Genomic DNA, 25,841 nt, shown 5'->3' on the forward strand with positions numbered 1-25,841 from the left:
TGTCCGCTGTCCGCTGTCCGGGGCGGCATGGCTGCCGGCTCGACGCTAGCCTCCCGGGGCATGACGCGCGTGCTGCTGGTGCCCGGCCGCAACGACCCCCTGCCCGAGCACTGGCAGGAGTGGCTGGCCCGCCGCGATCCCGCGCGCCGCTGGGTCCGGCACGCCACCGGCGGGCGGTACGTGGCCGACGAGCGCGTCGCCGCCCTCGCCGCCGCCCTCGACGGGGTCACCGAGCCGACGGTGCTGGTGGCGCACAGCGCCGGCTGCCTCACCGTCGCCCTGTGGGCGGCGTCCGCCGGGCCGGGCCCGGTGCGGGGCGCGCTGCTGGTCACTCCGCCCGACATTGTCGAGCCGTGGACGGACGGGACGTCGGCGCTGCCGGCCCTGCCCGACGACCCGCTGCCGTTCCCGTCGATCCTGGCGGCCAGCCGCACCGACCCGGTGATGACCTACGACCGGGCGGCGCACCGGGCCGAGTGCTGGGGAGCCGAGCTGGTCGACCTCGGCGACGCCGGGCACCTGACGACCGCCGACGGCTACGGCCCCTGGCCCCTGGCGGAGCACCTGATCGCCCGCCTGGCCCCCCGTCGATAGGGGCCGGCAGATCTTGGAAGCTGGTGGCCCTTCCAGGGGCCGGGATCTTCCAAGATCTCCGATGCTCGCTCGCTTCGGCCCGCGCACGACGAAGCCCCGCCTCGGGCTGAGGGGGGCTTCGGGTCAACGCTCGGTCAGGCCGTCTGTAGCTCGCGAACGTGTTGATGGCTGGGCGCGAACCGGGGCCAGTCTGCGGTGTTGCACCCGGCTGCGTGCAGGGCCGTACGCAGGTCCATCATGAAGCCCGCCCCTGCGATGTTGAAGTCGGCGGCCTCGACGGTGGTCTCGAACTCCGCGTACCGGTCGGGCAGCCTCGCGGCGAGGTCGACGTCCTCCCGGCCGATGGCGTTCAGTTGCTCCACCACCTCGTCGAGGAACGCCTCGAACTGCTCGTCGGTGCCGTCCGGGTCGGCGAAGAAGGTCATCTCGGCAGCGAGACGGATCTCGGTCTTCATCTGTCCTCCCAGCAAGTCACCCGGTGCAGCTGCGCCCGCATGTTGCGCAGGTAGTTCGGGTTGGATGGCGTGGTCGACATGGTCTTGATGCACCTGCACGAGTTTGGGCACTTCAGCTTGTAGTGCTTGTTTCCCCCGCCCGTGACGGTCCAACCGGCTCGTTCCGCCTCTCTCAGCAAGTCCTCGTATGCGCCACCCTTAGCGTGACGGGGTCGTGTCACTGGGTGAACGCCCTCCGTGCTGCAATGGTGACATGGTCGGTGCGCCGATGGATCCACCATCCGGCTAAGTCACCCTCGGTGCGGCTTCGTCCAATAGGCGTTCGACCAGGGGGTTCGCCTGCCTGGGTGGGTATGTGCATGGATGGAGTCCTTTCGGGCTGCGTCCTTCGGGCGCGTGCTCACCAAGTTGCGATCTTGCTGTTCGTGTCCGAGCGATTGCCGAATGTGAGAAGGGCCCATCGTCGAGCCGTGGGAGCGTGGCCGCAACATCCGCCTCCGCCTGGCGGTTGTCGGCCATCCGACTCCAGGGTTCGATTCACGCTGCAAGCCGAGGCATATCGGGCAAATGCCCGAGCGGTGGCTTCAATGCTGCTGGCTGTCGCAAGGGTGACGAGCTCCCACGCTCATGAGTACCGTGGGATGGCGACCCCGCGTGGGTGGCGCGTCACGCTGGGAGGTCGGGATGGGCGCCACGCCGGAGCTGACCTTCGGGCAGCGGCTGAAGCTCTACCGTGAACGGGCGGGCAAGACCCGCGCGGTGCTCGGCGGGTTGGTGGGCCGCAGCGCCGAGTGGGTGAAGGCCGTGGAGAACGACCGATCCTGCCGCCGCGCGTGCACATGTTGGATCGGATCGCCCGCGCCCTGAAGGTCGACGTTTCCGCCCTGGTCGGGGAGCTGAGCGACCGGTCCGCCGCCGTCAACGGACCGGAGCATCCCGCGCTCGCCTCGGTGCGCGACGCCGTCAACCGCGTCGTCATGCCCGGTGCCGCGACCGCGCCGCCGTTGGCGCAGCTCAGCCAGCGACTTGCCGCAGCCTGGCGGGCCCGCCACGAGTCCTCGGACCACCGGACGGTGCTGGCAGCCGTGCTGCCGAACCTGGTCCGGGACGCGCAACTCGCCGCGCTGACGTACGAGGGAGCCGATCGCCGCCGGGCGCACGCGCTGCTGGCCGAAACCCTCGGGCTGGCCCAGATGTACCTCGCCTACCAACCTGCCGCCGAGCTGATCTGGCGCGTCGCCGACCGGTCGATGATGGCGGCGCAGGAGTCCGGCGATCCGGAGGCGGTGGCCCGGGCGGGCTGGTTCCTGTGCCAACTCCACCGGGACTCGGGCGACTGGGACACCGCCACGACGGTGGCGCTGGAGCTGATCTCGGCACTGGAGGCACGAGCGGCCGACGCGAGCCCGAACCTGCTCGCCCTCTGGGGCGCTCTGCACTTCGAGGCCGCCTATGTGGCCGCGCGGGCGGGGGAGGAGGGCCGCGCCTGGCGGTACTGGGATCTCGCCGACGAGGTGTCCCGGCGGCTGCCGAAGGGCTTCTACCAGCAGCAGACGTCGTTCTCCCGGATCATCATGGCCGCGCACGCGGTGACCCTCGCCGTCGAGTTGCAGAAGCCCGGTGAAGCGCTGCGACAGGCCAACCGTCTCGAGCCGGCCGCCGTCCCGTCGCGGCCACGCCGCGCCCGGCACCTGATCGAGGTGGCTCGCGCACACCGCGCCAAGAGAGACACCGGGTCCACCGTGGAGGCTCTTCGCCAGGCGTACGACGCGGCACCGGAGACGATCCGCTTCAACGGCTACGCCCGTCAGGCCACCCTCGACCTGCTGGACGGGCCCAGGTCGGCGCGAAACGGCGTACATGATCTCGCGCTGAAGGTAGGCCTCGCCTCCTGACAGGGGTGTGCAAGTCGACGGGGCGGCCACGCATCAGGGTGTGAGCACTGCCCGGAACTGTTCGACTTCGGGTAACGCCCGAAAGCGGGTGGGGACATCTCGGTACAGGTCCAAGGCGCGCTTGCGGGTCAGGTCGGTCCGGAAGCGGGCCGGTAGCTCCGCCAGGGCCAGGGTGGCGGCCTGGCAGCCGTCGATGGTGTTGCCGTCGCGGTGATCGCACATGGCGGCGTCCAGGCGGATGAGGGCGCGGGTGAGAGAGCTCGTGGGTGCTGACAGTGTCAATGCCTGTGCCTGGTGCTGCCGGGCTCGGGCGGTTTCGCCGAGCGAGGTGAGGGCGTGAGAGAGGTGCACCTGGTGCTTCTGCTCGCAGTGACCGAACCAGGAGTCGGCGCGTTCGTCTCCAGGAAGGTGGTCGGCGAGACGGTCGGCTTCGGTTAGCGCGGCCAGAGCCTTGTCACGCTGGCCGCTGCTGGCGTAGGCGCGGGCGGCCACGGCGGTGGCGAGGGTGGCCGCCGCAGTGGTGCCTCTGCCGGCGATCTGCCGGGCCTGCTCGGCGAGGTTTGCGGCTGTTCGCGGCGCGCCGAAGTTGAGGGGCACCATGGCTTCCCGGGCCAGCACCCAGGCGTGGAGCGTCCGATCGCCGGACTCCTCGGCGGCGCGGGCGGCGGTGCGGAACCAGGCGTGCGCTTCGCGTCGGTTGCCGAGGTCGTGCAGCACGACGGCAGCCATTCCGGCGACCATTCCGGCGAGATGTGCGAGCCTGACCCGACCCGACGCGCGTTGCGGTCGGCGTAGCAAGGGGGTGATCTCGCTGAATTCCGCGACGAGGTTGGCGAGTACGTCGACGGGCGGACGCCCCCGGTAGCCATAGCTGTGTTGCTCGGCGGCCGACTCGATGTGAGCGATGTCGACCGTGTCCGTAGTGGTCAGCGCCCTGTCGCCGCCCTGCCGAGCCTCAGCGATGTGCATCAGCGAGGTGCTGGTCAAGCCGGCGGCGAGCGCGCCCCGCAGGAGTTGACGGCGCTTCATGGGATCGTCTCCTGTGTTGCTCGGCGGATGAGATGCAGCCTGCTTCTCCCAGCATCGCGCGGCGAGACCGACCATCCCACCCGGAATGTGCAACCCGTCCGCGATCCGCTCGACGGTGTCGATGCTCGTGACGGTGGCGCTGCCACGTGCGATGAGGCTGACCCGCTCCGTCTTCATCTCGCACGCTGCGGCGATCGCGTTGTAGCTCAGCCCGGCCGCCTTCGCCGCAGCAAAGACAGGGGTGAAGTCACGTTTGGCGAGCGCATGGATGATCTGCGGGAGTTCGAGCAGGTGCCGGGGAAACACGCGGCCTGGTCGTGTGTCCACGTGGCTCCCTCCACCGGGAGGCTGTTGGGCGGTCACGGTATCGCGTTCACGTCCACCACCGAGCCCTGTGAGGGGACCCAACGGTGGGGTTACCGCGACGAGCTGCACTCGACTGAAGTATCGGTGTGACTACGTTGAGCGATGACGTCGACGATAGCCCAGCTTTAGGGCGATCGGTTCCGCGCCGTATCTCTGTCATGGCATTGATTCGGGGGCATCTGGTGATGCCGGCCGCCCGGTCGTTGTCCGTGTGGGAGGTACGCGCGTGACGCCTGTCCCGTACGAGGAGCACCTGATCGCGGTCGCTCTCACCCTGGTCGGCAGGCATCGGCCGGTGTGGTCCTGGTGGAGGCGGCGACGGGTCTGCCGCTGTGGGGCCGAACTGCCCTGCCGTGTCCGGCACCGCATTCCAGCCGGCCACGATCACTGGCTGGGCCCGCCGGCATCGGGCCTTCCCATGAACACCCCGCCGCACCCCGACCGAAGGCGGAGTGAGCGCAATGGCATCTGATCGCGGTGATGAGTCGACGTCCAGCCGGGGCGAGCGGATGGAGGAGGCGGAGCGGGAGGCGGCCCGGCAGCGCATTCTCGCGCAGGCCGAGGCGGAGCGGATACCGGTGGAGGAAACGACGCGGGCGGTGCCGGATCGGCGGTGGCGTCGTGGCCGGTGACGAACTGCCGGCGGGTCGTCGGGTGGCGCAGTGGCGGGTGCGGCGTGGGATGACGCAGCAGATGCTGGCCGACCGGTTGGGCAGGTCGAAGAGCTGGGTGGACAAGGTCGAACGGGGCGTCCGCGCCCTGGACAAGGTGTCCACCTTCCGGGACATCGCCGTCGTCCTGCGCATCAACGCTTCGGTGCTGCTGGGCCGTGACGTGCAGCCGGCCGAGGTGACCGAACGCGTCGAGGGCGTCGAGCGGATCCGGGCGGCCCTGTCGACGTACGACATGGCTCTTGGCACGTCGGCGGCCCGGAGCGACGTGTTGCCGGCGGACCGGTTGGCCCGGGACGTCGCGCACGCGTGGGTCACGTTCCAGCATGCCCGCTATCCGCAGGTGCTCGCGCTGGTGCCGGGTCTGCTGGCGGCGGCGCAGCGCGCCCACGCCGACGATCCCGAGCAGGGGCGGGCGGCGCTGGTGGAGGCGTACCGGGTGACCGCGTCGCTGCTGGTGAAGCTCGACGAGGGCGAGCTGGCGTGGCTGGCCGCCGACCGGGCGGTGGCCGCCGCAGCCGGCGATCCGGTGCTGGTGGCCGCCGCCTGCGTGCAGCTCGGCCAGGCGCTGCGGGCGACGGGGCGGGCGCGGGAGGCGAGGTCGGTGGCGTTGGCCGCCGCGTACCGGATCGCCCCGGCCGACCCCGACGACGGCGTCCCGGCGGAGCTGTCGTTGTGCGGAACGCTGCTCGTGCAGGCCGCCCTCGCGGCTGCCCGCGACGGAGACCACCGGTCGGTGGCCGACCTGCTCGACGAGGCCGGTGACCTGGCGGCGCGGGTGGGCGACGGCCACGAGCATCATGCGACGGCGTTCGGCCCGACGGTGGTCGACCTGGCTCGCGCCGCCGCAGCCGTCGAGCTGGGCGCGGCCCGCGACGCGGTCGCCTGGCACGAGAGGGCGGTCAGGCGGAACGCCTGGCGGTGGCTGCCGCCCGAGCACCGCGCCGCGCACCTGCTCGATGCCGCGCGGGCGTACCTGCGCACCGACGACCCACGCGCAGCCGGCCGGGTGCTGCTCGACGCCGAACGCACCGCCCCGGCCGAGCTGCGTCACCGCCCCGCCGCCCGGCAGGTGATCGCCCAGGCGACCCGCACACCGCACGCCCCGGCCACCCTCGTCCAGCTCGCGCTCGCCCTCGGCCTGCCCTGACGCGACGTCGCGTTCCGGGCCACACCGCTGTTGACCTGAAGTCCGGTACAGAGGGGTTCGTCTCCCTGTTCCGCGAGGACGCCGTCTGGACCACGGCGGCCGGCAGACTCCTCGTCGGCCGGGCCGCCGGCGCGGGGCCGGTGCCGCTCGACGTCGGCTTCCGGACAGGACGCCGCCGCCGTGCCGCCGTCCTTGACGGGGCTTGCGATCATCGAGCCTCGACCGTCCCGGGGAGCGCAGAATGAAGGCCTCAGCACGTGAGATCGTGAGCCTGGTCGTCGGGCTGACCGGCATCGTGCTGCTGGGCATCGGGCTGGATCATGTGCTCGACATCGGCAGCTGTTCCACGGGCGGCTCCTACGTGGTCGCCAACCCGTGCCCCGAGGGCTCGGCGGTCTGGTTCTGGGTGCCGATGGCCGGTGCGGTCATGTGGATCGTGGGTCTCGTCGGAGGCGGGCGGAGCTTCACCGAGCCGGGCTCCGGGCAGATCCTGTGGACCGTCGGCTTCGCCGGAGGCGGCGCGGCCATGCTGGTCAAGGTGCTCACGCAGCCGACCATGCCGCCGGACGCGAAGCTGGGCGCGTCCATCGTGGCCGCGATATCCATCCCGATGGGCCTGATCGTCGGGGTCGTCGGTCTCGTGCAGCTCGTCCGCAGGCGGCGCGGAGGCGGCACCGGGTCCCGCCGGACGAACACCGGCGACCTGCGGCATCGGGACGGGCAGCCGGCTGCCGGGCCCGATGCCTGGTCGCGGATGAAGGCCCTGAACGAGCTGCGGAGCACCGGGGCGCTGACGCGGGAGGAGTTCGTCGCGCTCAGAGCCGACCTGGCCGACTCTGCTGCGGGCCGCCGCCGGGTGCCGGCGATCGACCGCGTCGCCCTGATCCGGCGCTACGCCGACCAGCGGGCCTCGGGCGCGCTGAGCACGGCGGAGTTCGAGGCCAAAAAGCGCGGCCTCATGCCGGGTGAGCGGGTCGACTGATCGCGGCGTCGAGGCCGTCGCCGGCCGGGACATGCGGGACGACGACGCTGGGCGGCGCGCCCACGGGCGGCGTCCAGCTGAACAACGGCCCCGTGGCCAGGCTCCCCGCCATCGCCACCACCAGGTAGATCAGCACCACGCCCGCAGGGGACCAGGCGAAGTGGCACGTCCAGTATGCGTCGCGGGCGAGCCGCGCCAGCAGCGCCCCGACCACCGGAAGCACCAGGTTGAGCACCAGCGCCGTGGTCAGGAGGGTCTCTGTGGTCGCGCCGAACGCCCGCGCCGCCGCGTGGGTCGGCACGTAGGGCGAGGACACCCGGCGGACCAGCCCGACGACGAACAGGAACGGCACGCCATAGAGCCAGGCGAAGAAGAGCGCGCCGAGCCCGACGCGCCTCACCGGGCGGCCTGCCAGAATCCGCCGGCCAGCACGGCGAGCCCGGCGGTGATCGACGCCGCCAGGGTGCCGGCGAGGGCGGGGGAGGGGATCCGGCGCGCGAGCGGCGCGGTGATCGCCAGCGTGGTGAGCAGCATGGCCGCGAGAACCGGCGCGCCGATGATCGCCGCCAGCAGGAACTCCTCCTGCGGCTTCAGGCAGTCGAACGCCGCGGAGCAGTCCCGGTTCGGGTTCGTCGGCACGCCTGCGCGTCCGACGAAGATCGCGGCGAGCACGGTGGCGTACCAGCCGAATGCGACGAGGAGGCTCAACCCGAACGAGCCCCGGCGCGGCGCTTCCGCATCATTCATGTACGTGACGTTGCCAGGGCGGTGCCGCCTGGCCCATCCGCATCCATACTCATTCCGGATACCCCGACCCGGCGACGGCCGCCCTTCCGCGTCAGCCGCCGTCGGCCCGAAACGGGTCGATCGGGACGCGCCGAACGGCGATCATTGCGGGTGTCTCGCGGCCGGCCGGACGCGACCGACGTCACCTGGGGGACCGGTGCTCGCTCCGCTGCGCCATCGCGCGTTCCGCTGGCTGGCCGCCGGCCGCATGGTCAACATGCTGGGCAACGGCGTCGCGCCCATCGCCCTGGCCTTCGCCGTGCTCGACCTGACCGGTTCGGTGCGTGACCTGGGCCTGGTGGTCGGCGTCAGATCCCTGATGACCGTGCTGTTCGTGCTCTTCGGCGGCGTGGTGGCCGACCGGATTCCGCGCCGGCTGGTGCTGGTCGGCTCCAACGCGCTGGGCGCGGCGACGCAGGCGGCGGTGGCCGCCGTCGTGCTCACCGGCACGGCGACGATCCCGCTGCTGCTGGCGCTCGGCGCGGCCAACGGCGTCGTGAGCGCCCTGGCCCAGCCGGCGTCGGCCGCCGCGACGCCGCAGACCGTGCCGCCCGACCTGCTCCAGCAGGCCAACGCGCTCATCCGGCTCGGCATCAACGCGGGCTCGATCGGCGGCGCGGCGGCGGGGGGCCTCCTCGTGGCCGCTGTCGGGCCCGGCTGGGGGCTCGCCGTCGACGCGGCCACCTTCGCCGTCGCGGCCGTGGCCTTCGCCGGCGTCCGGGTCGCCGCCCCGAAGGCCAGGAGCAGCCGTACGGGTGTCGTCGCCGACCTGCGGGTGGGCTGGACGGAGTTCACCGCACGCACGTGGGTGTGGGCGGTGGTGCTCGGCTTCATGGTCCTCAACGCGTGCCTGGCCGGCGGCGTGAACGTGCTCGGCCCGGCCGTCGCCGACTCGACTATCGGCCGCGGCGGCTGGGGCGTGGTGCTGGCCGCGCAGACCGTCGGGATGGTGTTGGGCGGGCTGATCGCCCTGCGGATCCGGGTGCGCCGGCTGCTGCTGCTCGGCGTGGCCTGCATGTTCGCCGAGTCGTTCCTGCTGCTGGGGCTGGCCCTGGCGCCCACGATCCTCGTGCTGGTGGCCGCCGGGTTGGCCGTCGGCATCGCCGTCGAACAGTTCACGGTGGCCTGGGACACGTCGATCGCCCAGCACATCCCGGCCGACCGGCTGGCGCGCGTCTACTCGTACGACATGTTGGGGTCCTGGATCGCCATGCCGCTCGGCCAGGTGGCGGTCGGGCCGCTCGCCGCGACGATCGGGGCCCGCGACACGCTGCTGGCCCTCGCCGGGCTGGTGGTGCTCGCCGTCGGGGGCATGCTGGCCAGCCGGGACGTGCGCCGGCTGCGGGCGTTGCCACCCGGCCGGGCCGCCGAGGAGCCGCCCGCCGCCGGGGAGCCGCCCGCCGCCGGCGGCCGGCCGGCCGACCCGGCGCGGGGAGAGGCGGGTGGCGGCACCGCCGACGCGGCCACGGTCGCCTGACGCGGCAGGTCCCGCTCCGCTCCCGCCCGGATAACCGGTGGATGCCCGCGGCGGTGTCTTCTACCGTGCCGGTCGTGCCCATTCACGCCGATGAGATCCGCGCCACCGCCGAGCAGGTGCGCCGCCTGGTGGCGGCCCAGTGTCCCCAGTGGGCCGACCTTCCCGTGACGCCCCTGCCCGACGAGGTGGAGGGCACCGACCACGTCCTCTTCCGCATCGGCGATCGACTCGTCGCCCGGATGCCCAAGATCGCCTGGGCGGTCGGCCAGGCCGAGTCCGACGCGCGGTGGCTGCCCGCGCTCGCCCCCCACCTGCCCGCGCGGGTGCCCGTCCCGGTGCACATCGGCGAGCCGGGTGCCGGATTCCCGTGGCCGTGGACCGTGGTGCCGTGGTTCGCGGGACGCACGCCGCCCCGGCTCGGCTGCGCCGACGTGTCCCTGGCCCGCGACCTGGCGGGCTTCGTGCGGGCCCTGCACGGGGTGGACCCGGCCGGGGGCCCGGCCAAGCCGCCCGGTTCCCGGGGGGCCGCCCTGCGCCACGCCGACGACGCCGTGCGGCGGGTGCTGCCCCGGCTCGCCGCGCACGACGACGGCTTCGACGTGCGCGCCGCCGAGGCGGCGTGGGAGGTCTGCCTGGCCGCTCCCGAGTGGGACCGCGAGCCGGTGTGGATCCACGGTGACCTGCAGCCGGGCAACCTGGTCGTCGACGACGACGGCCGGCTGGTCGCGGCCATCGACTTCGGCGCGCTCGGCGTCGGCGATCCGGCCCCGGACGTGGCCCCGGCGCTGTGGACGTTCACCGGCGCGGCCCGGGAGACCTACCGGGAGGCGATCGGGTACGACGACACCACCTGGCGGCGCGCCTGCGGCTGGGCGCTCGCGCCCTCGCTGACCGGCATCGACTACTACCGGCACACCTTCCCCCGCATGGCCGAACACGGCCGCCACATGGTCCGCGCGGTCATCGCCACCCTCACCTGACCCCACCCCGCCCACCCCACCGCCCCACCCTCCGCCCCACCCACCGCCCCACCCACCGCCCCACCCTCCGCCCCACCCACCGCCCCACCCTCCGCCCCGCCCACCGCCCCGGTGATCAAGAGGTTTGTGTCATCGTGGAGATCAACTCTGACGCTTTTCTCTTGATCACCGACCCGCCCCGCCCCGACCCGCCCCGACCCGGGGCAGGGTGGGGTGGGGCGGGGCGGGGCGGGCGGGGTGGGTGGGTGGTGGGTCAGGTCGTGGCGGGGCCGAACCAGGTGGGTAGGTGGTCGCGCAGGTCCTGCTGGTCGTCGCCGACCCACGCCACGTGGCCGTCGGGCCGCAGCAGCACGGCGGGCACGTCGAGCTCGTCGCTGCTGTCGACGACGTGGTCGATCCGGTCGGCCCAGCCCGTCACCGAGAGCCCGCCGGTCCGGTCGAGCAGCAGCCCCCGGCCGCCGCGGGTCAGCTCGTAGAGGCGTCCGCGCCCCAGCCGGACGTCGCGTAGCCGCCGGCCGAGCAGGTGGTGGCCCGCGCCGAAGTCGTACCGGACGCTGATGGCGATGATCTTCTCGGTCAGGTGTCGGCTCACGTCCTCGTAGTCCATCAGCTCCGTCACCAGCCGGCGTACGGCCTGGGCCCCCGGCTCGGTCGACATCAGCTCCATCTGCGCCCGGGTGTTGTCCAGCACGTCGACGGCGACCGGACGCCGCTCGGTCTCGTAGCTGTCCAGCAGCCCCGGCGGCGCCCAGCCGTCGATCTGGGCGGCGAGCTTCCAGCCGAGGTTGAAAGCGTCCTGGACGCCGAGGTTGAGCCCCTGCCCGCCGGTCGGCGGGTGGACGTGCGCCGCGTCGCCGGCGAGCAGCACCCGGCCGACCCGGTAGCGCTCGGCCAGCCGGGTGGCGTCGCCGAAGCGGGACAGCCAGCGTGGCGAGTGCACGCCGAAGTCGGTGCCGCCGTACGCCAGCAGTTGCCGTTTGACCTCGTCGAGGGTCGGCGGGACCCGGCGGTCCTCGGCCACCCCCTCGGCGGGCACGACGACGCGGTACACGCCGTCGCCGAGGGGCATCGCGCCGAAGCGCAGCTGGGTCTTGCGGACCTCGGCGCTCACGGCGGCGAGGGTCTCGGGCGAGGCGGTCAGCCGCATCTCGCCCAGCAGCGTGTCGACCCTGCTGGACTCGCCGGGGAAGGCGACGCCGAGCAGCTTGCGCACCGTGCTGCGGCCACCGTCGCAGCCGACGAGGTAGCGGCAGCGCAGCCGGGTGCCGTCGGCCAGTTCGGCGGTCACCCCGTGGTCGTCCTGGCTGAGCCCGACCAGTTCGCCCCCGCGCCGGATCTCGACGCCGAGTTCGACGGCGCGCTCGGCCAGCAGGCGGTCGGTGGTGGTCTGCGGGATGCCGAGCACGTACGCGTGCGCGCTGTCCAGCCCGGTCGGCGGCGGCTTGGGGATGGCGGCGAAGAAGCCGCCCACCGGGTACACCGTGCCGAGCGCGAGGAACCGCTCCAGCAGGCCGCGCTGGTCCATGATCTCGATGCTGCGCGCGTGCAGCCCGAGCGCGCGTACGACCGGGGTCGGTTCCGTCTCCTTCTCCAGCAGCAGGGTGCGCACGCCGTGCAGCCGCAGCTCGCCGGCCAGCATCAGGCCGGTCGGTCCGCCCCCGACCACGATCACGTCGAACATGAATGTCCCCCATATGTAGACGAGCCCGTCCATGCTGCGCGGATCGCCGAAATGCGCAGCTACGGGGCCCGGCGGACGATTCTGCGGCATGAACCGGGTCTTGCCGCAAGGCCCCGGGTGCGGTATATGTTGAGAGTGGCAGGGAGTCGTCGACTCCTTGCCTTTCGTCTTTTCCGGCCCGGTTGCCGGGTTTGTTGCCGGCTTTGTCCGGGTGCCGTGGCGGCGGCGAGACCGCCGTGGACCTGCCGCGCCGGATCCGCAGGCTCTCCGGGCGTAGTCAGGCCGTGTTGACGGCATACGTCATACGTATTACTTTAACGTTAATCGATGGATGGAGGTCGCCTCCGGTCGCGTGCCCGACGCCTGCCCGCCGGACGGCCGATCCGCCAAGGACCCGATCCAAGAAGGAGTCGCCACATGTGGACACATCGGCTCGTCGTCGGTGCCGTCGCGGGCGCGGCGGCGCTCGTCCTCGCGGCGGGCGGCGCGGCGGTCGCCGCCGGAGCCGGCCCGGTCGCGTACGCCAACGACGTCGGCACCCTCGCGACGACCGCCGGCTGTGGCCAGGCGCCCACGCTGACCAGCGGCACCCGCACGATCTCCAGCGGCGGCCAGAACCGCACGTTCATCCTGCGGATCCCCGACAACTACGACCGCAACCGTCCCTACCGGTTGATCTTCGCGTTCCACTGGAACGGCGGCACCGCCAACGAGGTCGACTCGGGCGGCACCAGCGGCTACCCGTGGTCCTACTACGGCCTCCGCGCGCTGTCGAACAACTCGGCGATCTTCGTCGCGCCCCAGGGCATCGGCAACGGCTGGGCCAACAGCGGCGGCCGGGACCTGACCTTCGTCGACGACATGATGCGGCAGATCGAGGCGGGTCTGTGCGTCGACACCACGCAGCGCTTCGCCATGGGCTTCAGCTACGGCGGCGGCATGAGCTACGCCATCGCCTGCGCGCGGGCCACGGTCTTCCGGGCGGTCGCCGTCTACTCCGGCGCGGAGCTCAGCGGATGCAGCGGCGGCACCCAGCCCATCGCGTACATCGGCATCCACGGCCTGCGCGACGGCACCATCCCCATCTCCACCGGGCGGTCGCTGCGCGACCGGTTCGTCAGGAACAACGGCTGCACCCCGCAGAACCCGCCCGAGCCGGCGCAGGGCAGCCTCACCCACACCCTCACCTACTACTCGGGATGCCGGGCCGGCTACCCGGTGGCCTGGGCCCCGTTCGACGGCCCGCACGCCCCCAACGCCGTCGACGGCTCCGCCGACCCGTACGCCCCCGGCGAGAAGTCCTGGACCCGGCCGGTGGTGTGGAGCTTCTTCACCCAGTTCGACGGCACCACCCCGCCGACGCCCACGCCGACCCCGACCAGCAGCCCCGCCCAGGGCAGGCAGATCGTCGGCGGCCAGTCCGGGCGCTGCGTCGACGTGCCGAACGGCAGCACCACCAACGGCACCCAGACCCAACTCTGGGACTGCGCCGGCGGCGCCGCCGCCCAGAGCTGGACCCAGACCGCGGGCAGGCAACTCCAGGTGTACGGCACCAAGTGCCTCGACGCCAGCGGCGCCGGCACCAGCAACGGCACCCAGGTGATCATCTGGGACTGCCACGGCGGCGCCAACCAGCAGTGGAACGTCAACGCCAACGGCACCATCACCAACGCCCAGTCCGGGCTCTGCCTGGACGCCAACGCCGCGGGCACCGCCAACGGCACCAGGCTCATCCTCTGGTCGTGCAACGGCCAGCAGAACCAGCAGTGGAGCCTGCGCTGACCGTGAGGCTGGCTTGGCCGGTCCGTTGGTGATGGGCTGATGCCGGCCCGGCGTTCCGCCGGGCCGGCATCGCTCGCTCGTGGGGGTCGGCGCGCCGGTCAGCGGCCTCAGCCGCGCAGGCGCAGGCCACGCGGGGTGGCCCGGAAGCCGGCGGCGGTCAGCGCGTCGCGCAGCGGGGACGCCGACACGGCCTCCCCGTCGGCCCGCTCCACCGAGATCGCGCCGAGCGCGCCCGTGCGCACCGCGTCGGCGAGCGCCCTGCCGGCCGCCGCGAGGGCGTCCGGGGCGTCGGCGAAGGAGAGGATCGTCCGGCCGCCCCGCTCGACGTAGAGCACCAGGTCGCCGCCGACCAGCACGACCAACGCGCCGGCCTTGCGCCCCGCCCGGTGCCCGCTCACGGGGGCGACCCCGTCGCCGGAGTCGACCGCCCGCTCGGGCCAGGGCAGCGCCGCACCGTACGGGTTGGCCGGGTCGGTGGCGGCGAGGACGAGCGCCCGGCCCCGGCTCCCGGCCTCGCCCCCGCCGCGCCCCCCGGCCTCGTGACCGTCGCCGCCCCGGCCCGCCGCCGGGTCGGCGAGGGCGCGGATCCGGTCGACCGCCCCGGGCACCGCGAACTGGGCCGCGCCCAGCCCCTCCACGAAGTAGCCCCGCCGGGCCGCCCCGCGCTCCTCCAGCGCCGCCAGCACCGGGTAGACGGCCGCGAACCCGCCCGTCACCTGCTCGGCGGCGACCGCGCCCCGGGTGACGACCCCGTGCCGCTCCAGCAGCACGTCGGCGAGCGCGGCGGCCCGCCGGGTCGGGTCGAGGTCGCGTTCCGGCAGCCGCGACCAGCGGCCCGCCACGCTGGGCGGGCCGCTGCGGCTGGGCAGCGCCACCCGGCCGGGTCGGCGCAACCGGGTGCGCGGCGCGGTCGGCCGGGACCGGTGCGCCCCGCCGCCGCCGAGCGCCGCCCGCAGCGGGGCGAGGGTGTCGTTGGTGAGGTGCCCCGCCCACACCAGGTCCCAGATCGCGGCGGTCAGCGCCGTGTCGTCGGTGCAGCCCACCCGGTCGGACAGCGACCGGAAGAACAGCGCCTGCCCGTCGCCGAGTGCGTCGAGCACGGCGTCGTGCAACGGGGTACGCGTCAGCGCGTCGTCGGGCGGCGGCAGCAGCAGCGGCGCGGCGTCGGCGTACGCGAGGGTGACCCAACCGTCGCCGCCGGAGATCGCCCCGGACCCGGCCCACAGCACCTCGCCACCGGCGCACAGCTCGTCGAGCTGGGCGGGGGAGTAGTCGGCGACCCGGCCGGGCAGCACCAGACGTTCCAGGGCGGACGCCGGCACGGCCGCGCCCTGCAACTGCTCGACGGCGGCGGCGACGGCGTCCAGCCCCCGCGCCGACGTGCCGACCTGCTGCCAGCGGGGCAGGAACGCGGCCAGGGCCCTCGGTGACACCGGCTCGATCTCCCGGCGCAGCGCGGCGAGGGAACGGCGGCGCAGCAGCCGCAGCACCTCGGCGTCGCACCACTGGGTGCCCACGGTGTCGGGGGCGAACTCGCCGGAGACGACCCGCCCGGCGGCGGCGAGCCGGCGCAGCTCCTGCTCGACGACGGCCACGCCGAGCCCGAAGCGGGCGGCGCAGGTGGCGGCGGCGAACGGGCCGTGGGTGCGGGCGTAGCGGGCGACCAGGTCGCCGAGCGGGTCGGCCACCGGGGCGAGGTGCGCCCCCGCCACCCCGACGGGCAGGGCCACGCCGAGGGCGTCGCGCAGCCGGGCGGCGTCCTCGACGACGACCCAGCGCTCCTCGCCGGCGACCCGCACGCGCAGCACCCGGCGGGCCGCCGCCAGAGCGGTGAGCCAGTCGACGGGCACGCCCCGCTCGGCCAGCTCCGCCTCCGACAGGTCGCCGACGGTGCGCAGCAGCTCGACGGCGTCCTCCGCGTCGCGGGGCCGGCGCTGCGCGGTCAGCCAGCGCAGCTGCCGGTCGGTCTCGGCGAGCACCGCCGGGTCGAGCAGCTCCCGCAGGTCGACCCGGCCGAGCAGCTCGCCGAGCAGCGCCGAGTCCAGCGCCAGGGCGGCGGCCCGCCGCTCGGCGAGGGGCGCGTCGCCCTCGTAGAGGAACGCCCCCACGTAGCCGAACAGCAGCGAGCGGGCGAACGGCGACGGCCGCTCGGTCTCGACCTCGACCAGGCGCACCCTGCGGGCGGCCAGGTCGCGCATCAGCCCGGCGAGGGCCGGCTGGTCGAAGACGTCCTGGAGGCACTCCCGGGCGGCCTCCAGGGTGACCGGGAAGTCGGCGTACTCGCGGGCCACGTCGAGCAGTTGGGCGGCCCGCTGGCGCTGCTGCCACAGCGGCTGGCGGCGGCGCGGGTCGCGGCGGGGCAGCAGCAGCGACCGGGCCGCGCACTCCCGGAACCGGGACGCGAACAGCGCCGACGTGCCCACCGACTCCTCGACGAGCTGGGCGATCTCGTCGGGCTCGAAGAGCACCACGTCGGCGCCGGGCGGGGAGTCGGCGGTGTCGGGCAGCCGCACCACGATCCCGTCGTCGGACGGCATGACCTGGGCGTCCACGCCGTACCGCTCGGCGAGCCGGCGGCCGATGGCCAGCGCCCACGGGCCGTTGACGCGGGCGCCGAGCACGCTGTGCACGGCGAGCCGCCAGTCGCCCAGCTCGTCGCGGAACCGCTCGACCAGCACGGTGCGGTCGTCGGGCAGGGACCGCGTCGCGGCCTGCTGCTCCCGCAGGTAGGCCACCAGGTTGCCGGCGGCCCAGTCGTCGAGCCCGCCGGCGCGCAGCGCGGCCACCGCCGCCTCGTCGCCGTGGCGCAGCAGGGCCCGCACCCGCGCGCCGATGGCCCGGCCCAGCTCCACCGGGCGGCCGAGCTGGTCGCCCTTCCAGAACGGCATCCGGGCGGCCTGGCCCGGGGCGGGGGAGACCAGCACCCGGTCGGGGGTGATGTCCTCGATCCGCCAGGACGACGAGCCGAGCAGGAACACGTCGCCGACCCGCGACTCGTAGACCATCTCCTCGTCCAGCTCGCCGACCCGGGCGGCCCGCTCCGCCCCGGCGAGGAAGACGCCGAACAGGCCCCGGTCGGGGATGGTGCCGCCGCTGGTGACGGCGAGCCGCTGCGCGCCGGGCCGGCCGGTGAGCACGTCGGCGGCGCGGTCCCAGACCAGCCGGGGGCGCAGCTCCGCGAACGCGGTCGACGGGTAACGCCCGGAGAGCATGTCCAGCACGGCGTGCAGCGCGGAGTCGGGCAGCTCGGCGAACGGCGCGGCCCGGCGGACGACGACGGCCAGGTCGCCGACCCGCCACGGTTCGAGGGCCACCATCGCGACGATCTGCTGGGCCAGCACGTCGAGGGGGTTGCGCGGGTGGTGCAGCTCCTCGATCGCCCCGGCGGCCATCCGCTCGGCGACGACGGTGCAGGAGAGCAGGTCACCCCGGTGCTTGGGGAAGACCACGCCCCGGGAGACCGCGCCGACCTGATGCCCGGCCCGGCCGACGCGTTGCAGGCCGGCGGCGACGCTGGGCGGGGCGGCGATCTGCACCACCAGGTCGACGGTGCCCATGTCGATGCCCAGCTCCAGGCTGGAGGTGGCGACCACGGCGGGGAGCTGGCCGGACTTGAGGGCCTCCTCGATGTGCTTGCGCTCCTCCCGCGAGACGCTGCCGTGGTGGGCGCGGGCGACCACCGGGGCGACCCCGGCCGCCGCCCCCGCCTGGGCCATCACCTCGGCCGGCGGCCGGGCGGGCGCCCCGCCGGTCGCCTCCGCGCCGGCCAGCTCCTCGGCGGCCAGCTCGTTGAGGCGGGCGCAGAGCCGCTCGGCGCTGCGCCGGGAGTTGGTGAAGACGATGGTCGACCGGTGCGCGCGGACCAGCGCGTAGACCCGTTCCTCGACGGCGGGCCAGATCGAGGCCCGGCGCGGCCCGGGGCCGCCCAGGGCGTCGGGGGGCGGCTCCTGGTCGTCGAGGCGGGTCATGTCCTCCACCGGGACCTCGACGCTGACCTCGATGGTCTTGGCGCTGGGCGGCTGCACCACGTCGACCGGGCGGGCCCCGCCGAGGAACCGGGCGCACGCGTCGATCGGCCGGACCGTGGCGGACAGGCCGATGCGCTGGGCGGGGGCCGGCAGCAGCTCGTCGAGCCGTTCCAGGGAGAGCGCCAGGTGCGCCCCGCGCTTCGTCCCGGCGACCGCGTGCACCTCGTCGACGATGACCGTCTCGACCCCGCGCAGCGAGTCCCGCGCGGCGGAGGTGAGCAGCAGGAACAGCGACTCGGGGGTGGTGATGAGGATGTCCGGCGGGGTACGGGCGAAGGCCCGCCGCTCGTCGGCGGGGGTGTCGCCGGTGCGCATCCCGACGGTGATCTCCGGCGGGGCGACGCCGAGCCGGGTGGCGGCCTGCCGGATGCCGGCCAGGGGCCCGCGCAGGTTGCGCTCCACGTCGACGGCGAGGGCCTTGAGCGGGCTGACGTAGAGCACCCGGCAGCGCTGGCGGGGCTCGGCCGGCGGCGGCGCGGCGGCCAGCCGGTCGAGCGACCAGAGGAACGCCGCGAGGGTCTTGCCGGAGCCGGTGGGCGCGACCACCAGGGCGTTGCTGCGGGCCGCCACCGACCGCCAGGCCCCGATCTGGGCGGGGGTGGGCGTGGCGAAGGCCGCCGAGAACCACTCGCGGGTCGCCGGGCCGAAACCCGCCAGCACCCGGGCCGCCTCCGCCGGGCCGAACCCGGCCGTCACCTCCACCACGGCATCCATCCTGCCTCGGGGGTGGGACATCCGGGCGGGCTGGTACCGGTGCCGGCGGCCGGCGCGCGCGACGAACCGCGGCCGGACCGTGGAGGAAATGGCGCTTTGTTCCGTTAAGTCTTACTTAACTGCTTGCTTCCATGTCGCGACTTAGAGTAACTTCGGGGCGGTGAGACATGGAGGAGTGCGGATGATCGTCGAGGAGCGGAGTGTCGGTGCGGGCACCGACGTGCTCATCCGGAAGGTCGACAGCCATCTTGCCGCACTCCGCGCCGGCCTGCACGGCCCCGAGTTGGAGCTCGCCGAGCGGCTCGCGGCCTGCCTGCGCGAGCTGGTCCGGCAGACCGCCCAGTCCAGCGCGGCCGACCGGGGGCAGGTCCGCGCCGCCGTCCACTTCTTCGTCCTGCGCCGGGAGAGCCGGGGGCGGCTGCTCGCCGTGCGCTCGCTCGCCGCCGCGCAGCGCGTGGTCAACCGGGTCGTCGTCCAGCTCGACCGCCCCGACCTGCTCGTCGAGACCCGCCGCGACCTGCTGGTCTGAGCCGTCACTCCCGCCAGCCGGCCAGCTCCACCCCCTTGGCCAGCTCGACCCGGAAGCCCATGACGACCTCGCCGCTGTCGCCCGGTTCGAGCCGCAGCCGCCAGGTCAGCTCGCCCAGCTCGGTGCGCTCGGCCGGCGGCGGGGCGATGGTGGCCTCCCGCACGACCACCGCCTCGTCGCGCGACACCGGCAACTGGTCGCGCACCTCCACCGTCGCCGGCCGGGGCGTGTGGTTGGCCACCGAGATCCGGTACTCCACGTCCCGTCGCCGGGTCGAGCCGAGCGTGGCCCGGGTCTCGGCGCGCCGGCCCAGCTTCCGCTCCACCCGCACCCGGTCGTCCACCCCGAGCGCCAGCTCGGTCTCCTCGCCGGGCGCCCACGTCGGCAGCCGGGTGGCCGCGACGAAGTCGGCCCCGTGGAAGACCGCCGCCGGGCCGGGCAGCAGCGTGTGCGCCGAGGTGTTGCGCACCGTCGCCCGCAGGTGCGCCTCGGCCGCGCGCACCGGCACGGTCACGTGGTCCAGCCGCGCCGGCAGCTCCAGCACGGCGATCGTCGCCCGGTACGCGCTGCCGTCCGCCGGCACCGCCACCGGCCGCGCCGGCCGGTAGGTGGCGGCGCTGACGCCCTGCTCGACCGTGGCCACGCTCTCGTGCACCTTGGGGCGCGGCGCGCCCGCGCGGGCCGCCCCGCCCCCCACGGCGACCTCGAACGCCGGCCCGGCGGGCGGCGCGGGCACCGGCGGCCCGCCGAAGCTCGCCGCCGGCATGGCTGCCCGGGGCAGCGGCCGGACCCGGTCGAGATACCAGGGCGACAGCTCGGGCACGCCCGTCGCCGCCGCCGGCCGGGCGGTCGAGAGCTGGAGCACGCACTCCGGCCAGTCCTCGCCGGTGTCCTGACTGACCAGGCCGAACCAGGTCACGGTCACCGCGTCGTCGACCAGCCGCAGGTCGTAGGAGGGCTGCCAGCGGGCCCCGTCGACCAGGTAGGTCAGCTCCAGGTCCAGCTCGGCGTCGTCGGCGTCCACCGCCACCGTCACCTCGGCGGCCAGCCGGTCCGGCTCCCGCTTGCCGTGCGCGGCCTCCAACTGCCGCCGCACCGCCGCCAGCTCCTCGGCCAGCTCGGTCCGCCGCCGGGTCAACTCCCGACGCCGCCCGTGGGAGTCGGCGAGCTGCCCGGCCACCGAGTCGGCGAAGGCCGCCACGTCGGCCGGCTCGGCGTCACCGGCGGCGAGCGCGCGGGCGTACGTGCCACCGGCCCGCTCGGCCAGCCCGGAGAGGAACTGTCCCCGCTGCTCCTCGACCGCGTACGCGTCGTCGACCCCGGCCAGCTCGTCGGTCAGCTCCCGGCTGCGCTCCTCCAGCTCGCGGACCTGCCCGTCGGCGCTGCGCGCCTGCCGCCACGTGGTCACGTCCACGCCGAGCACCCTCGCCGCGCCCCGGCCGCCGACCCGCAGCGAGTCCCGGTGCAACCCCAGCGGCAACGGGGCGACGCGTACCCGGTGCTCGCCGGCGGCCAGCCGGGCGCTGCCCCGGCGGGTGACCCGGGCCCGGTCCGGATAGACGGTGACGCCGACGACGGGTGCTTCGATCTCCACTGCGTTCACGGCGGCGAGGATAGCCAAGCGACGCTCGCGGCCCCGGCGCGCGGAGCCGGCCCATGCGCGTCGGGGCCCGGAAAATTCCGGCAAAAGCGCCCATCGGGCCGGAAACTGGCGTCTGATCGCTAATAGGCGTCTCCCTCGGGCGCGCTGCTGCCACCACGACCGGGAGCGCGGGTGCTCGTACTGCTGATCCTCCACCTGGTGGCGGCGCTCGTCGCGCCGCTGCTGGTCCGGTGGTGGGGACCGCGCGCCTGCTACCCCCTCGCGCTCGTGCCGGCCTCCGCGTTCGGCTGGGCCGTGGCCCGCACGCCGGCCGTGCGCGACGGCGGCGCGGTCGTCGAGGCGTACCACTGGGTGCCGCAACTGCGGCTGGAGCTGGCGCTGCGGCTGACCACCCTGTCCTGGCTGATGACCCTGCTCGTCGGTGGCGTCGGCGCGCTCGTGCTGGTCTACTGCGCGCGCTACTTCGCCGCCGGCTCGGCCGGGCTGGCCCGGTTCGCGGCCGTGCTCGTGGCCTTCGCCGGCGCGATGCTCGGCCTCGTCCTCGCCGACGACCTGCTGCTGCTCTACGTCTTCTGGGAGCTGACCACGGTCTTCTCCTACCTGCTGATCGGGCACAGCGCCGAGCGGCGGGCCAGCCGGTGGGCGGCGGCGCAGGCGCTCACGGTCACCACGTTCGGCGGGCTGGCGATGCTCGTCGGCTTCCTGATGCTCGGCCGGCACACCGGCGGCTACCGCTGGTCGGAACTCGCCGGGGCCGGGCTGCCGGCCGGCGGCTACCTGGTCACCGCCGTGCTGCTGGTGCTGGCCGGGGCGCTGGCCAAGTCGGCTGTCCTGCCGTTCAGCGGCTGGCTGCCGCAGGCGATGTGCGCGCCGACGCCGGTCAGCGCCTACCTGCACGCGGCGGCGATGGTGAAGGCCGGCGTCTACCTGCTCGGCCTGCTCGCCCCCGTGCTGGCCACCGCCGGCCCGTGGCGGCCCGTGACGGTCACCGCCGGCCTGCTCACCATGCTGGCGGGCGGGTGGGCCGCGCTGCGCCAGTGCGACCTGAAGCTGCTGCTGGCCTACAGCACCGTCAGCCAGCTCGGCCTGCTCACCGTGGCGCTCGGCGCGGGCACCCCGCAGGCGGCCCTCGCGGGCACGGCGATGCTGCTCGCGCACGCCCTGTTCAAGGCGGCCCTGTTCCTCGTCGTCGGCGCGATCGACCACAGCGCCGGCACCCGCGACCTGCGGGAACTGTCCGGGCTCGGGCGGCGGGCCCCGCTGCTGGCCGCCGTCGGGACGCTGGCCGCCGCCTCGATGGCCGGGCTGCCCCCGCTGGTCGGCTTCGTCGCGAAGGAGGCCGTCCTCGCCGCGTTCACCGACCAGCCGGTGGTCCTCGCCGGGCTCGTCGCCGGCACGGTGCTCACCGTCGCCTACACGGCCCGGTTCGTCTGGGGGGCGTTCGGCACGCGCCCGCACGCCGAACGGACCGAGCCGCAGCCCGTGCCCGCCGCCATGCTCGGGCCGCCCGCCCTGCTGGCCGTCGCCGGGCTGGCCGCCGGGTTGGCCGCCGGCCCGGCGGGCGCGCTGCTGCGCCCGTACGCCGAGCTCTTCGGCCCGGTGCCCGAGCACCTCGCGCTCTGGCACGGGCCGACCCTGGCACTCGGCCTGTCCGTCCTGGCCCTGGCCGGCGGCGCGGCCCTGTTCGCGCTGCGCGGCCCGCTCGCCCCCGCGCTGGCCCGGCTGCGCGCGCCCGTGAGCGGCGCGCAGGGGTACGAGTTTCTGACCCACCGCTTCGACCGGCTCGCCATCGAGGTCACCAGCGCCACCCAGCGCGGCTCCCTGCCGCTGTACCTCGGCACGATCCTGCTGGTCCTCGTCGTCGTGCCCGGCGGGGCGATGCTGGCCGCCGGCCCGTGGCGGCAGCGGGTCCCGCTGTGGGACACGCCGCTGCAACTGGTCGTCGGCGTGGTGGCGGCGGTCGCCGCGCTGCTCGCCGTCGGCGCGCGTCGCCGGCTCACCGCCATGCTGCTGGTCGGGGTCACCGGCTACGGCACCGCGATGATGTTCGTCCTGCACGGCGCACCCGACCTGGCGCTCACCCAGTTCCTGGTGGAGACGGCGACCATCGCGGTCTTCGTGCTGGTGCTGCGCCGGCTGCCCGAACGGTTCTCCGCCCGCCCGTTGCGCCGCAGCCGGTGGGCGCGCCGCGCGGTGGGGGCCGCCGTCGGGCTCGTCCTCGCCGGGCTCTGCCTGGTCGCGGTGGGCGCCCGCACCGCGCCCTCGGTCTCGCTGGCCTTCCCCGGCCTCGCCGTCAGCGAGGGGCACGGCCGCAACGTGGTCAACGTGACCCTGGTCGACATCCGGGCCTGGGACACCATGGGCGAGCTCTCGGTGCTCGTGGTGACCGCGACCGGGGTGGCCAGCCTGATCTTCCGGCGGTCCCGCACCGGTCCCCGCCCGCGCCGCCCCCGCCCCGAGCGCCCCGCCCGGCGGGGCCCGCAGCGGCCGGTGTGGCTGCGTGGCGGCCCCACCCTCGCGGAGCGCCGCCGGTCCATCGTCTTCGAGGTGGTCACCCGGCTGCTCTTCCACACCATCGTGCTGTTCTCCCTGTTCCTGTTCTTCTCCGGCCACAACGCGCCCGGCGGCGGCTTCTCCGGCGGCCTGGTCGCCAGCCTCGCCCTGGCCGTGCGCTACCTCGCCGGCGGCCGGTACGAGCTGGCCGAGGCGGCCCCCGTCGGGGCCGGCACGATCCTCGGGGCCGGCCTGGCGGTGTCCGTCGGCACCGGCGCGTGCGCCCTCCTCGCCGGCGGGTCCGTGCTCCAGAGCGCGAAGCTCGACCTGTGGCTGCCCGGCGTCGGCGACTTCTACGTCGTCACGTCGCTCTTCTTCGACATCGGGGTGTACCTGATCGTGGTCGGCCTGGTGCTGGACATCCTGCGCAGCCTCGGCGCCGAGGTCGACCGGCACATCGAGGCGGCCGGCAAGACCGAACGCGGGCTGATCGTCGACCCGCAGGGGCGACGGCCGTGAACGGCAGCGGAGCGACCCTGGTGCTGGTCGTCGCCGTCGGGGTGCTCGCCGGCACCGGCGTCACCCTGCTGCTGGAGCGCAGCCTGACCCGGATCCTGCTCGGCCTCATCCTGCTCGGCAACGGGGTCAACCTGCTGATCCTGCTCGCCGGCCGGTCCGGGGACGCGCCCCTCGTCGGCGCCGCGCCCGTCGACCGGATGAGCGACGCGCTGCCGCAGGCGATGGTCCTCACCGCCATCGTCATCACCTTCGGGCTCACCGCGTTCCTGCTGGCCGTGGCGTACCGCAGCTGGTATCTCACCGGCAACGACGAGGTGCAGGACGACCTGGAGGACCGCCAGGTCGCCGAGCTGGCCGCCCGCAACGAGCTGCCCGCGCGTGACCTCGGCGGCGAGGGCGCCGACGACGACCCGGAACAGGTCGACCCGGAGCCGCACCTGCGCCGGCAGCACCGGGGGGAGACGCCGTGACGGGGTACGGGCCGCTCGTGCCGCTGCCGGTGGTGGTGCCGCTGCTGGGCGCCGCCCTCACCCTGCTGCTGGCCAACCGCCCCCGGCTCCAGCGCGCCGTCAGCGTGGTGGTGCTGACCGCCACCCTCGCGGTCGCCGTGGTGCTGCTCGTCGAGGCGTACCGGCACGGGCCGGTCGTGGTGAGCGTCGGCGGCTGGCCCCCGCCGGTGGGGATCGTGCTGGTCGCCGACCAGCTCGCCGCGCTGATGCTGGTGGTCTCCTCCGCCGTGACGCTGTGCGTGCTGCTCTACTCGATCGGGCAGGGCCGGGGGGACATCGGCGAGTCGGCCCCCGTCACCATCTACCACCCCACCTACCTGGTGCTCACCGCCGGCGTCACCAACGCCTTCCTCGCCGGCGACCTGTTCAACCTCTTCGTCGGCTTCGAGATCCTGCTGGCGGCGAGCTTCGTGCTGATCACGCTCGGCGGCACCGAGGGCCGGATCCGGACCGGGTCGACGTACGTGGTGGTCAGCATCCTGTCCTCGATGATCTTCCTGGCCGGGGTGGGGCTCGTCTACGCCGCCACCGGCACCGTCAACATGGCCCAGCTCGCCGGGCGGCTCGACGCGCTGCCCGCCGACGTACGCCTCGCCCTGCAACTCACCCTGCTGCTCGCCTTCGGGATCAAGGCGGCCGTGTTCCCGCTGTCGGCCTGGCTGCCGGACAGCTACCCGACCGCGCCCGCCCCCGTCACCGCCGTCTTCGCGGGCCTGCTCACCAAGGTCGGCGTGTACGCGGTCATCCGCACCGAGACCCTGCTGTTCCCCGGCGGCCAGGTCGCCGGGCTGCTGATGGTGGTGGCCGGGCTGACCATGGTGGTCGGCATCCTCGGCGCGGTCGCCCAGTCGGACATGAAGCGGCTCTTCTCGTTCACCCTGGTCAGCCACATCGGCTACATGATCTTCGGGGTGGCGCTGAGCAGCGTCGCCGGCCTGTCCGGGGCGATCTTCTACGTGGTGCACCACATCACCATCCAGACCACCCTGTTCCTGGTCGCCGGGCTGGTCGAGGCGCGCGCCGGCAGCACCGACCTGCGCCGGCTCGGCGGCCTGGCCCGGGTCGCCCCGCTGCTCGGGGTGCTGTTCTTCGTGCCGGCGATGAACCTGGCCGGGATCCCGCCGCTGTCCGGCTTCCTCGGCAAGCTGGGCCTGCTCCAGGCGGGCGTCGGCGAAGGCGGCGTGCTGCCCTGGGCGCTGGTCGCCGCCGGCACCCTCACCAGCCTGCTCACCCTCTACGTCGCGTCCCGGGTGTGGAACATCGCGTTCTGGCGGGCCCCCCGGCTGGCCGCCGCCGACCCGCCGACCCGCCTGCCCGCCCTGATGGTCGGTGCCACGACGGCGCTGGTCGCGCTGGGCCTGGTGCTCACCGTGGCCGCCGGCCCGCTGTTCGGGGTGACCACCGACGCGGCGACCGACCTGCGCGCCCGCACCCCGTACGTGCGCGCCGTCCTCCCCGGCGGCGCGCCGTGACCGGGCGGGCCGGCGGCCCGGCGGTCCTGGCGGGCCTGGTCGGGGTGTGCGGTGACCGGGTGGGCCGGCGGCCCGGCGGTCCTGGCGGTCCTGGTCGGGGTGTGCGGTGACCGGGTGGGCCGGCGG

18 protein-coding genes and 1 pseudogene are annotated in these 25,841 nt (G+C 74.6%); 12 read left to right on the top strand and 7 right to left on the bottom strand.

The window, feature by feature from the left end; translation table 11 throughout:
* The first annotated feature begins 60 nt into the window (after positions 1-60).
* Entirely contained in the window at positions 61-594 is a 534-nt protein-coding gene (locus tag O7633_RS28835) for an alpha/beta hydrolase (protein ID WP_282324637.1), read from the top strand.
* Between the two features lie 134 nt (positions 595-728).
* Here the strand turns inward: O7633_RS28835 and O7633_RS28840 are convergent, their stop codons facing one another.
* A complete protein-coding gene (locus O7633_RS28840) occupies positions 729-1,049 on the bottom strand; it encodes a hypothetical protein (RefSeq protein WP_282324638.1) in 321 nt (106 codons plus the stop codon).
* A gap of 684 nt (positions 1,050-1,733) precedes the next feature.
* Between O7633_RS28840 and O7633_RS28845 the strand changes: the two are divergent.
* A pseudogene (locus tag O7633_RS28845) lies at positions 1,734-2,944 on the top strand (helix-turn-helix transcriptional regulator).
* A gap of 33 nt (positions 2,945-2,977) precedes the next feature.
* On the opposite strand, the gene O7633_RS28850 reads toward O7633_RS28845, so the two are convergent.
* Positions 2,978-4,300, bottom strand: a complete 1,323-nt coding sequence (locus O7633_RS28850) for a hypothetical protein (protein ID WP_282324639.1) — start codon at positions 4,298-4,300, stop codon at positions 2,978-2,980.
* A 500-nt stretch (positions 4,301-4,800) separates the two neighbouring features.
* On the opposite strand from O7633_RS28850, the gene O7633_RS28855 reads away from it, so the two are divergent.
* The 3 genes from O7633_RS28855 (at position 4,801) to O7633_RS28865 (ending at position 7,142) form a co-directional block, all read left to right on the top strand.
* The gene (locus tag O7633_RS28855) at positions 4,801-4,971 is read left to right on the top strand and encodes a hypothetical protein (protein WP_278133079.1); all 171 of its coding nucleotides are present in this window, start codon (positions 4,801-4,803) and stop codon (positions 4,969-4,971) included.
* A complete protein-coding gene (locus O7633_RS28860) occupies positions 4,961-6,160 on the top strand; it encodes a helix-turn-helix domain-containing protein (RefSeq protein ID WP_282324640.1) in 1,200 nt (399 codons plus the stop codon). The genes O7633_RS28855 and O7633_RS28860 overlap by 11 nt, the downstream gene beginning before the upstream one ends.
* 241 nt (positions 6,161-6,401) lie before the next feature.
* Positions 6,402-7,142 carry an SHOCT domain-containing protein gene (locus tag O7633_RS28865; RefSeq protein ID WP_278133083.1) on the top strand — a complete coding sequence of 247 codons (741 nt, stop codon included), beginning with the start codon at positions 6,402-6,404 and terminating at the stop codon, positions 7,140-7,142.
* Here O7633_RS28865 and O7633_RS28870 read toward each other — a convergent pair.
* Both O7633_RS28870 and O7633_RS28875 read right to left on the bottom strand, forming a co-directional pair.
* Complete coding sequence (locus O7633_RS28870) at positions 7,117-7,542, bottom strand: hypothetical protein (protein WP_278133085.1); 426 nt, start codon at positions 7,540-7,542, stop codon at positions 7,117-7,119. The two genes, O7633_RS28865 and O7633_RS28870, sit on opposite strands and share 26 nt — an antisense overlap.
* Complete coding sequence (locus O7633_RS28875; RefSeq protein WP_278133087.1) at positions 7,539-7,889, bottom strand: hypothetical protein; 351 nt, start codon at positions 7,887-7,889, stop codon at positions 7,539-7,541. The genes O7633_RS28870 and O7633_RS28875 overlap by 4 nt, the downstream gene beginning before the upstream one ends.
* Positions 7,890-8,085: 196 nt before the next feature.
* Between O7633_RS28875 and O7633_RS28880 the strand changes: the two genes are divergently transcribed.
* Both O7633_RS28880 and O7633_RS28885 read left to right on the top strand, forming a co-directional pair.
* Positions 8,086-9,405, top strand: coding sequence for an MFS transporter (locus O7633_RS28880; protein ID WP_282324642.1), 1,320 nt, complete (start codon positions 8,086-8,088; stop codon positions 9,403-9,405).
* Between the two features lie 74 nt (positions 9,406-9,479).
* On the top strand, positions 9,480-10,385 hold the full coding sequence (locus tag O7633_RS28885) for an aminoglycoside phosphotransferase family protein (protein WP_282324643.1): 906 nt from the start codon (positions 9,480-9,482) through the stop codon (positions 10,383-10,385).
* 253 nt (positions 10,386-10,638) lie between these two features.
* Here O7633_RS28885 and rox read toward each other — a convergent pair whose 3' ends face one another.
* Positions 10,639-12,066: a rifampin monooxygenase gene (gene rox, locus O7633_RS28890; RefSeq protein ID WP_282324644.1), complete on the bottom strand. Its 1,428-nt coding sequence runs from the start codon at positions 12,064-12,066 to the stop codon at positions 10,639-10,641.
* Between the two features lie 417 nt (positions 12,067-12,483).
* On the opposite strand from rox, the gene O7633_RS28895 reads away from it, so the two are divergent.
* Positions 12,484-13,848, top strand: coding sequence for a ricin-type beta-trefoil lectin domain protein (locus O7633_RS28895; protein WP_282324645.1), 1,365 nt, complete (start codon positions 12,484-12,486; stop codon positions 13,846-13,848).
* 107 nt (positions 13,849-13,955) lie between these two features.
* Here the strand turns inward: O7633_RS28895 and O7633_RS28900 are convergent, their stop codons facing one another.
* Positions 13,956-18,581: an ATP-dependent helicase gene (locus O7633_RS28900; RefSeq protein ID WP_282324646.1), complete on the bottom strand. Its 4,626-nt coding sequence runs from the start codon at positions 18,579-18,581 to the stop codon at positions 13,956-13,958.
* A gap of 190 nt (positions 18,582-18,771) precedes the next feature.
* Between O7633_RS28900 and O7633_RS28905 the strand changes: the two genes are divergently transcribed.
* The gene (locus O7633_RS28905) at positions 18,772-19,119 is read left to right on the top strand and encodes a hypothetical protein (RefSeq protein WP_278136374.1); all 348 of its coding nucleotides are present in this window, start codon (positions 18,772-18,774) and stop codon (positions 19,117-19,119) included.
* Positions 19,120-19,123: 4 nt separating this feature from the next.
* Here the strand turns inward: O7633_RS28905 and O7633_RS28910 are convergent, their stop codons facing one another.
* Positions 19,124-20,722: a DUF4139 domain-containing protein gene (locus O7633_RS28910; protein WP_282324647.1), complete on the bottom strand. Its 1,599-nt coding sequence runs from the start codon at positions 20,720-20,722 to the stop codon at positions 19,124-19,126.
* 171 nt (positions 20,723-20,893) lie between these two features.
* Here O7633_RS28910 and O7633_RS28915 point away from each other — a divergent pair, with 171 nt between their 5' ends.
* From O7633_RS28915 to O7633_RS28925, 3 genes are read left to right on the top strand one after another with little or no spacing between them, the layout of a single operon-like run.
* On the top strand, positions 20,894-23,734 hold the full coding sequence (locus tag O7633_RS28915) for a Na+/H+ antiporter subunit A (protein WP_282324648.1): 2,841 nt from the start codon (positions 20,894-20,896) through the stop codon (positions 23,732-23,734).
* Entirely contained in the window at positions 23,731-24,204 is a 474-nt protein-coding gene (locus O7633_RS28920; protein WP_282324649.1) for a Na(+)/H(+) antiporter subunit C, read from the top strand. The genes O7633_RS28915 and O7633_RS28920 overlap by 4 nt, the downstream gene beginning before the upstream one ends.
* Positions 24,201-25,715, top strand: coding sequence for a Na+/H+ antiporter subunit D (locus O7633_RS28925; RefSeq protein WP_282324650.1), 1,515 nt, complete (start codon positions 24,201-24,203; stop codon positions 25,713-25,715). Before O7633_RS28920 ends, O7633_RS28925 begins: the two co-directional genes overlap by 4 nt.
* The last annotated feature ends 126 nt before the right edge of the window (positions 25,716-25,841 follow it).

Origin of the sequence: Micromonospora sp. WMMD712 (assembly GCF_029581295.1) — a bacterium.
In the GTDB taxonomy this organism is placed as follows: Bacteria; Actinomycetota; Actinomycetes; order Mycobacteriales; family Micromonosporaceae; genus Micromonospora; species Micromonospora carbonacea.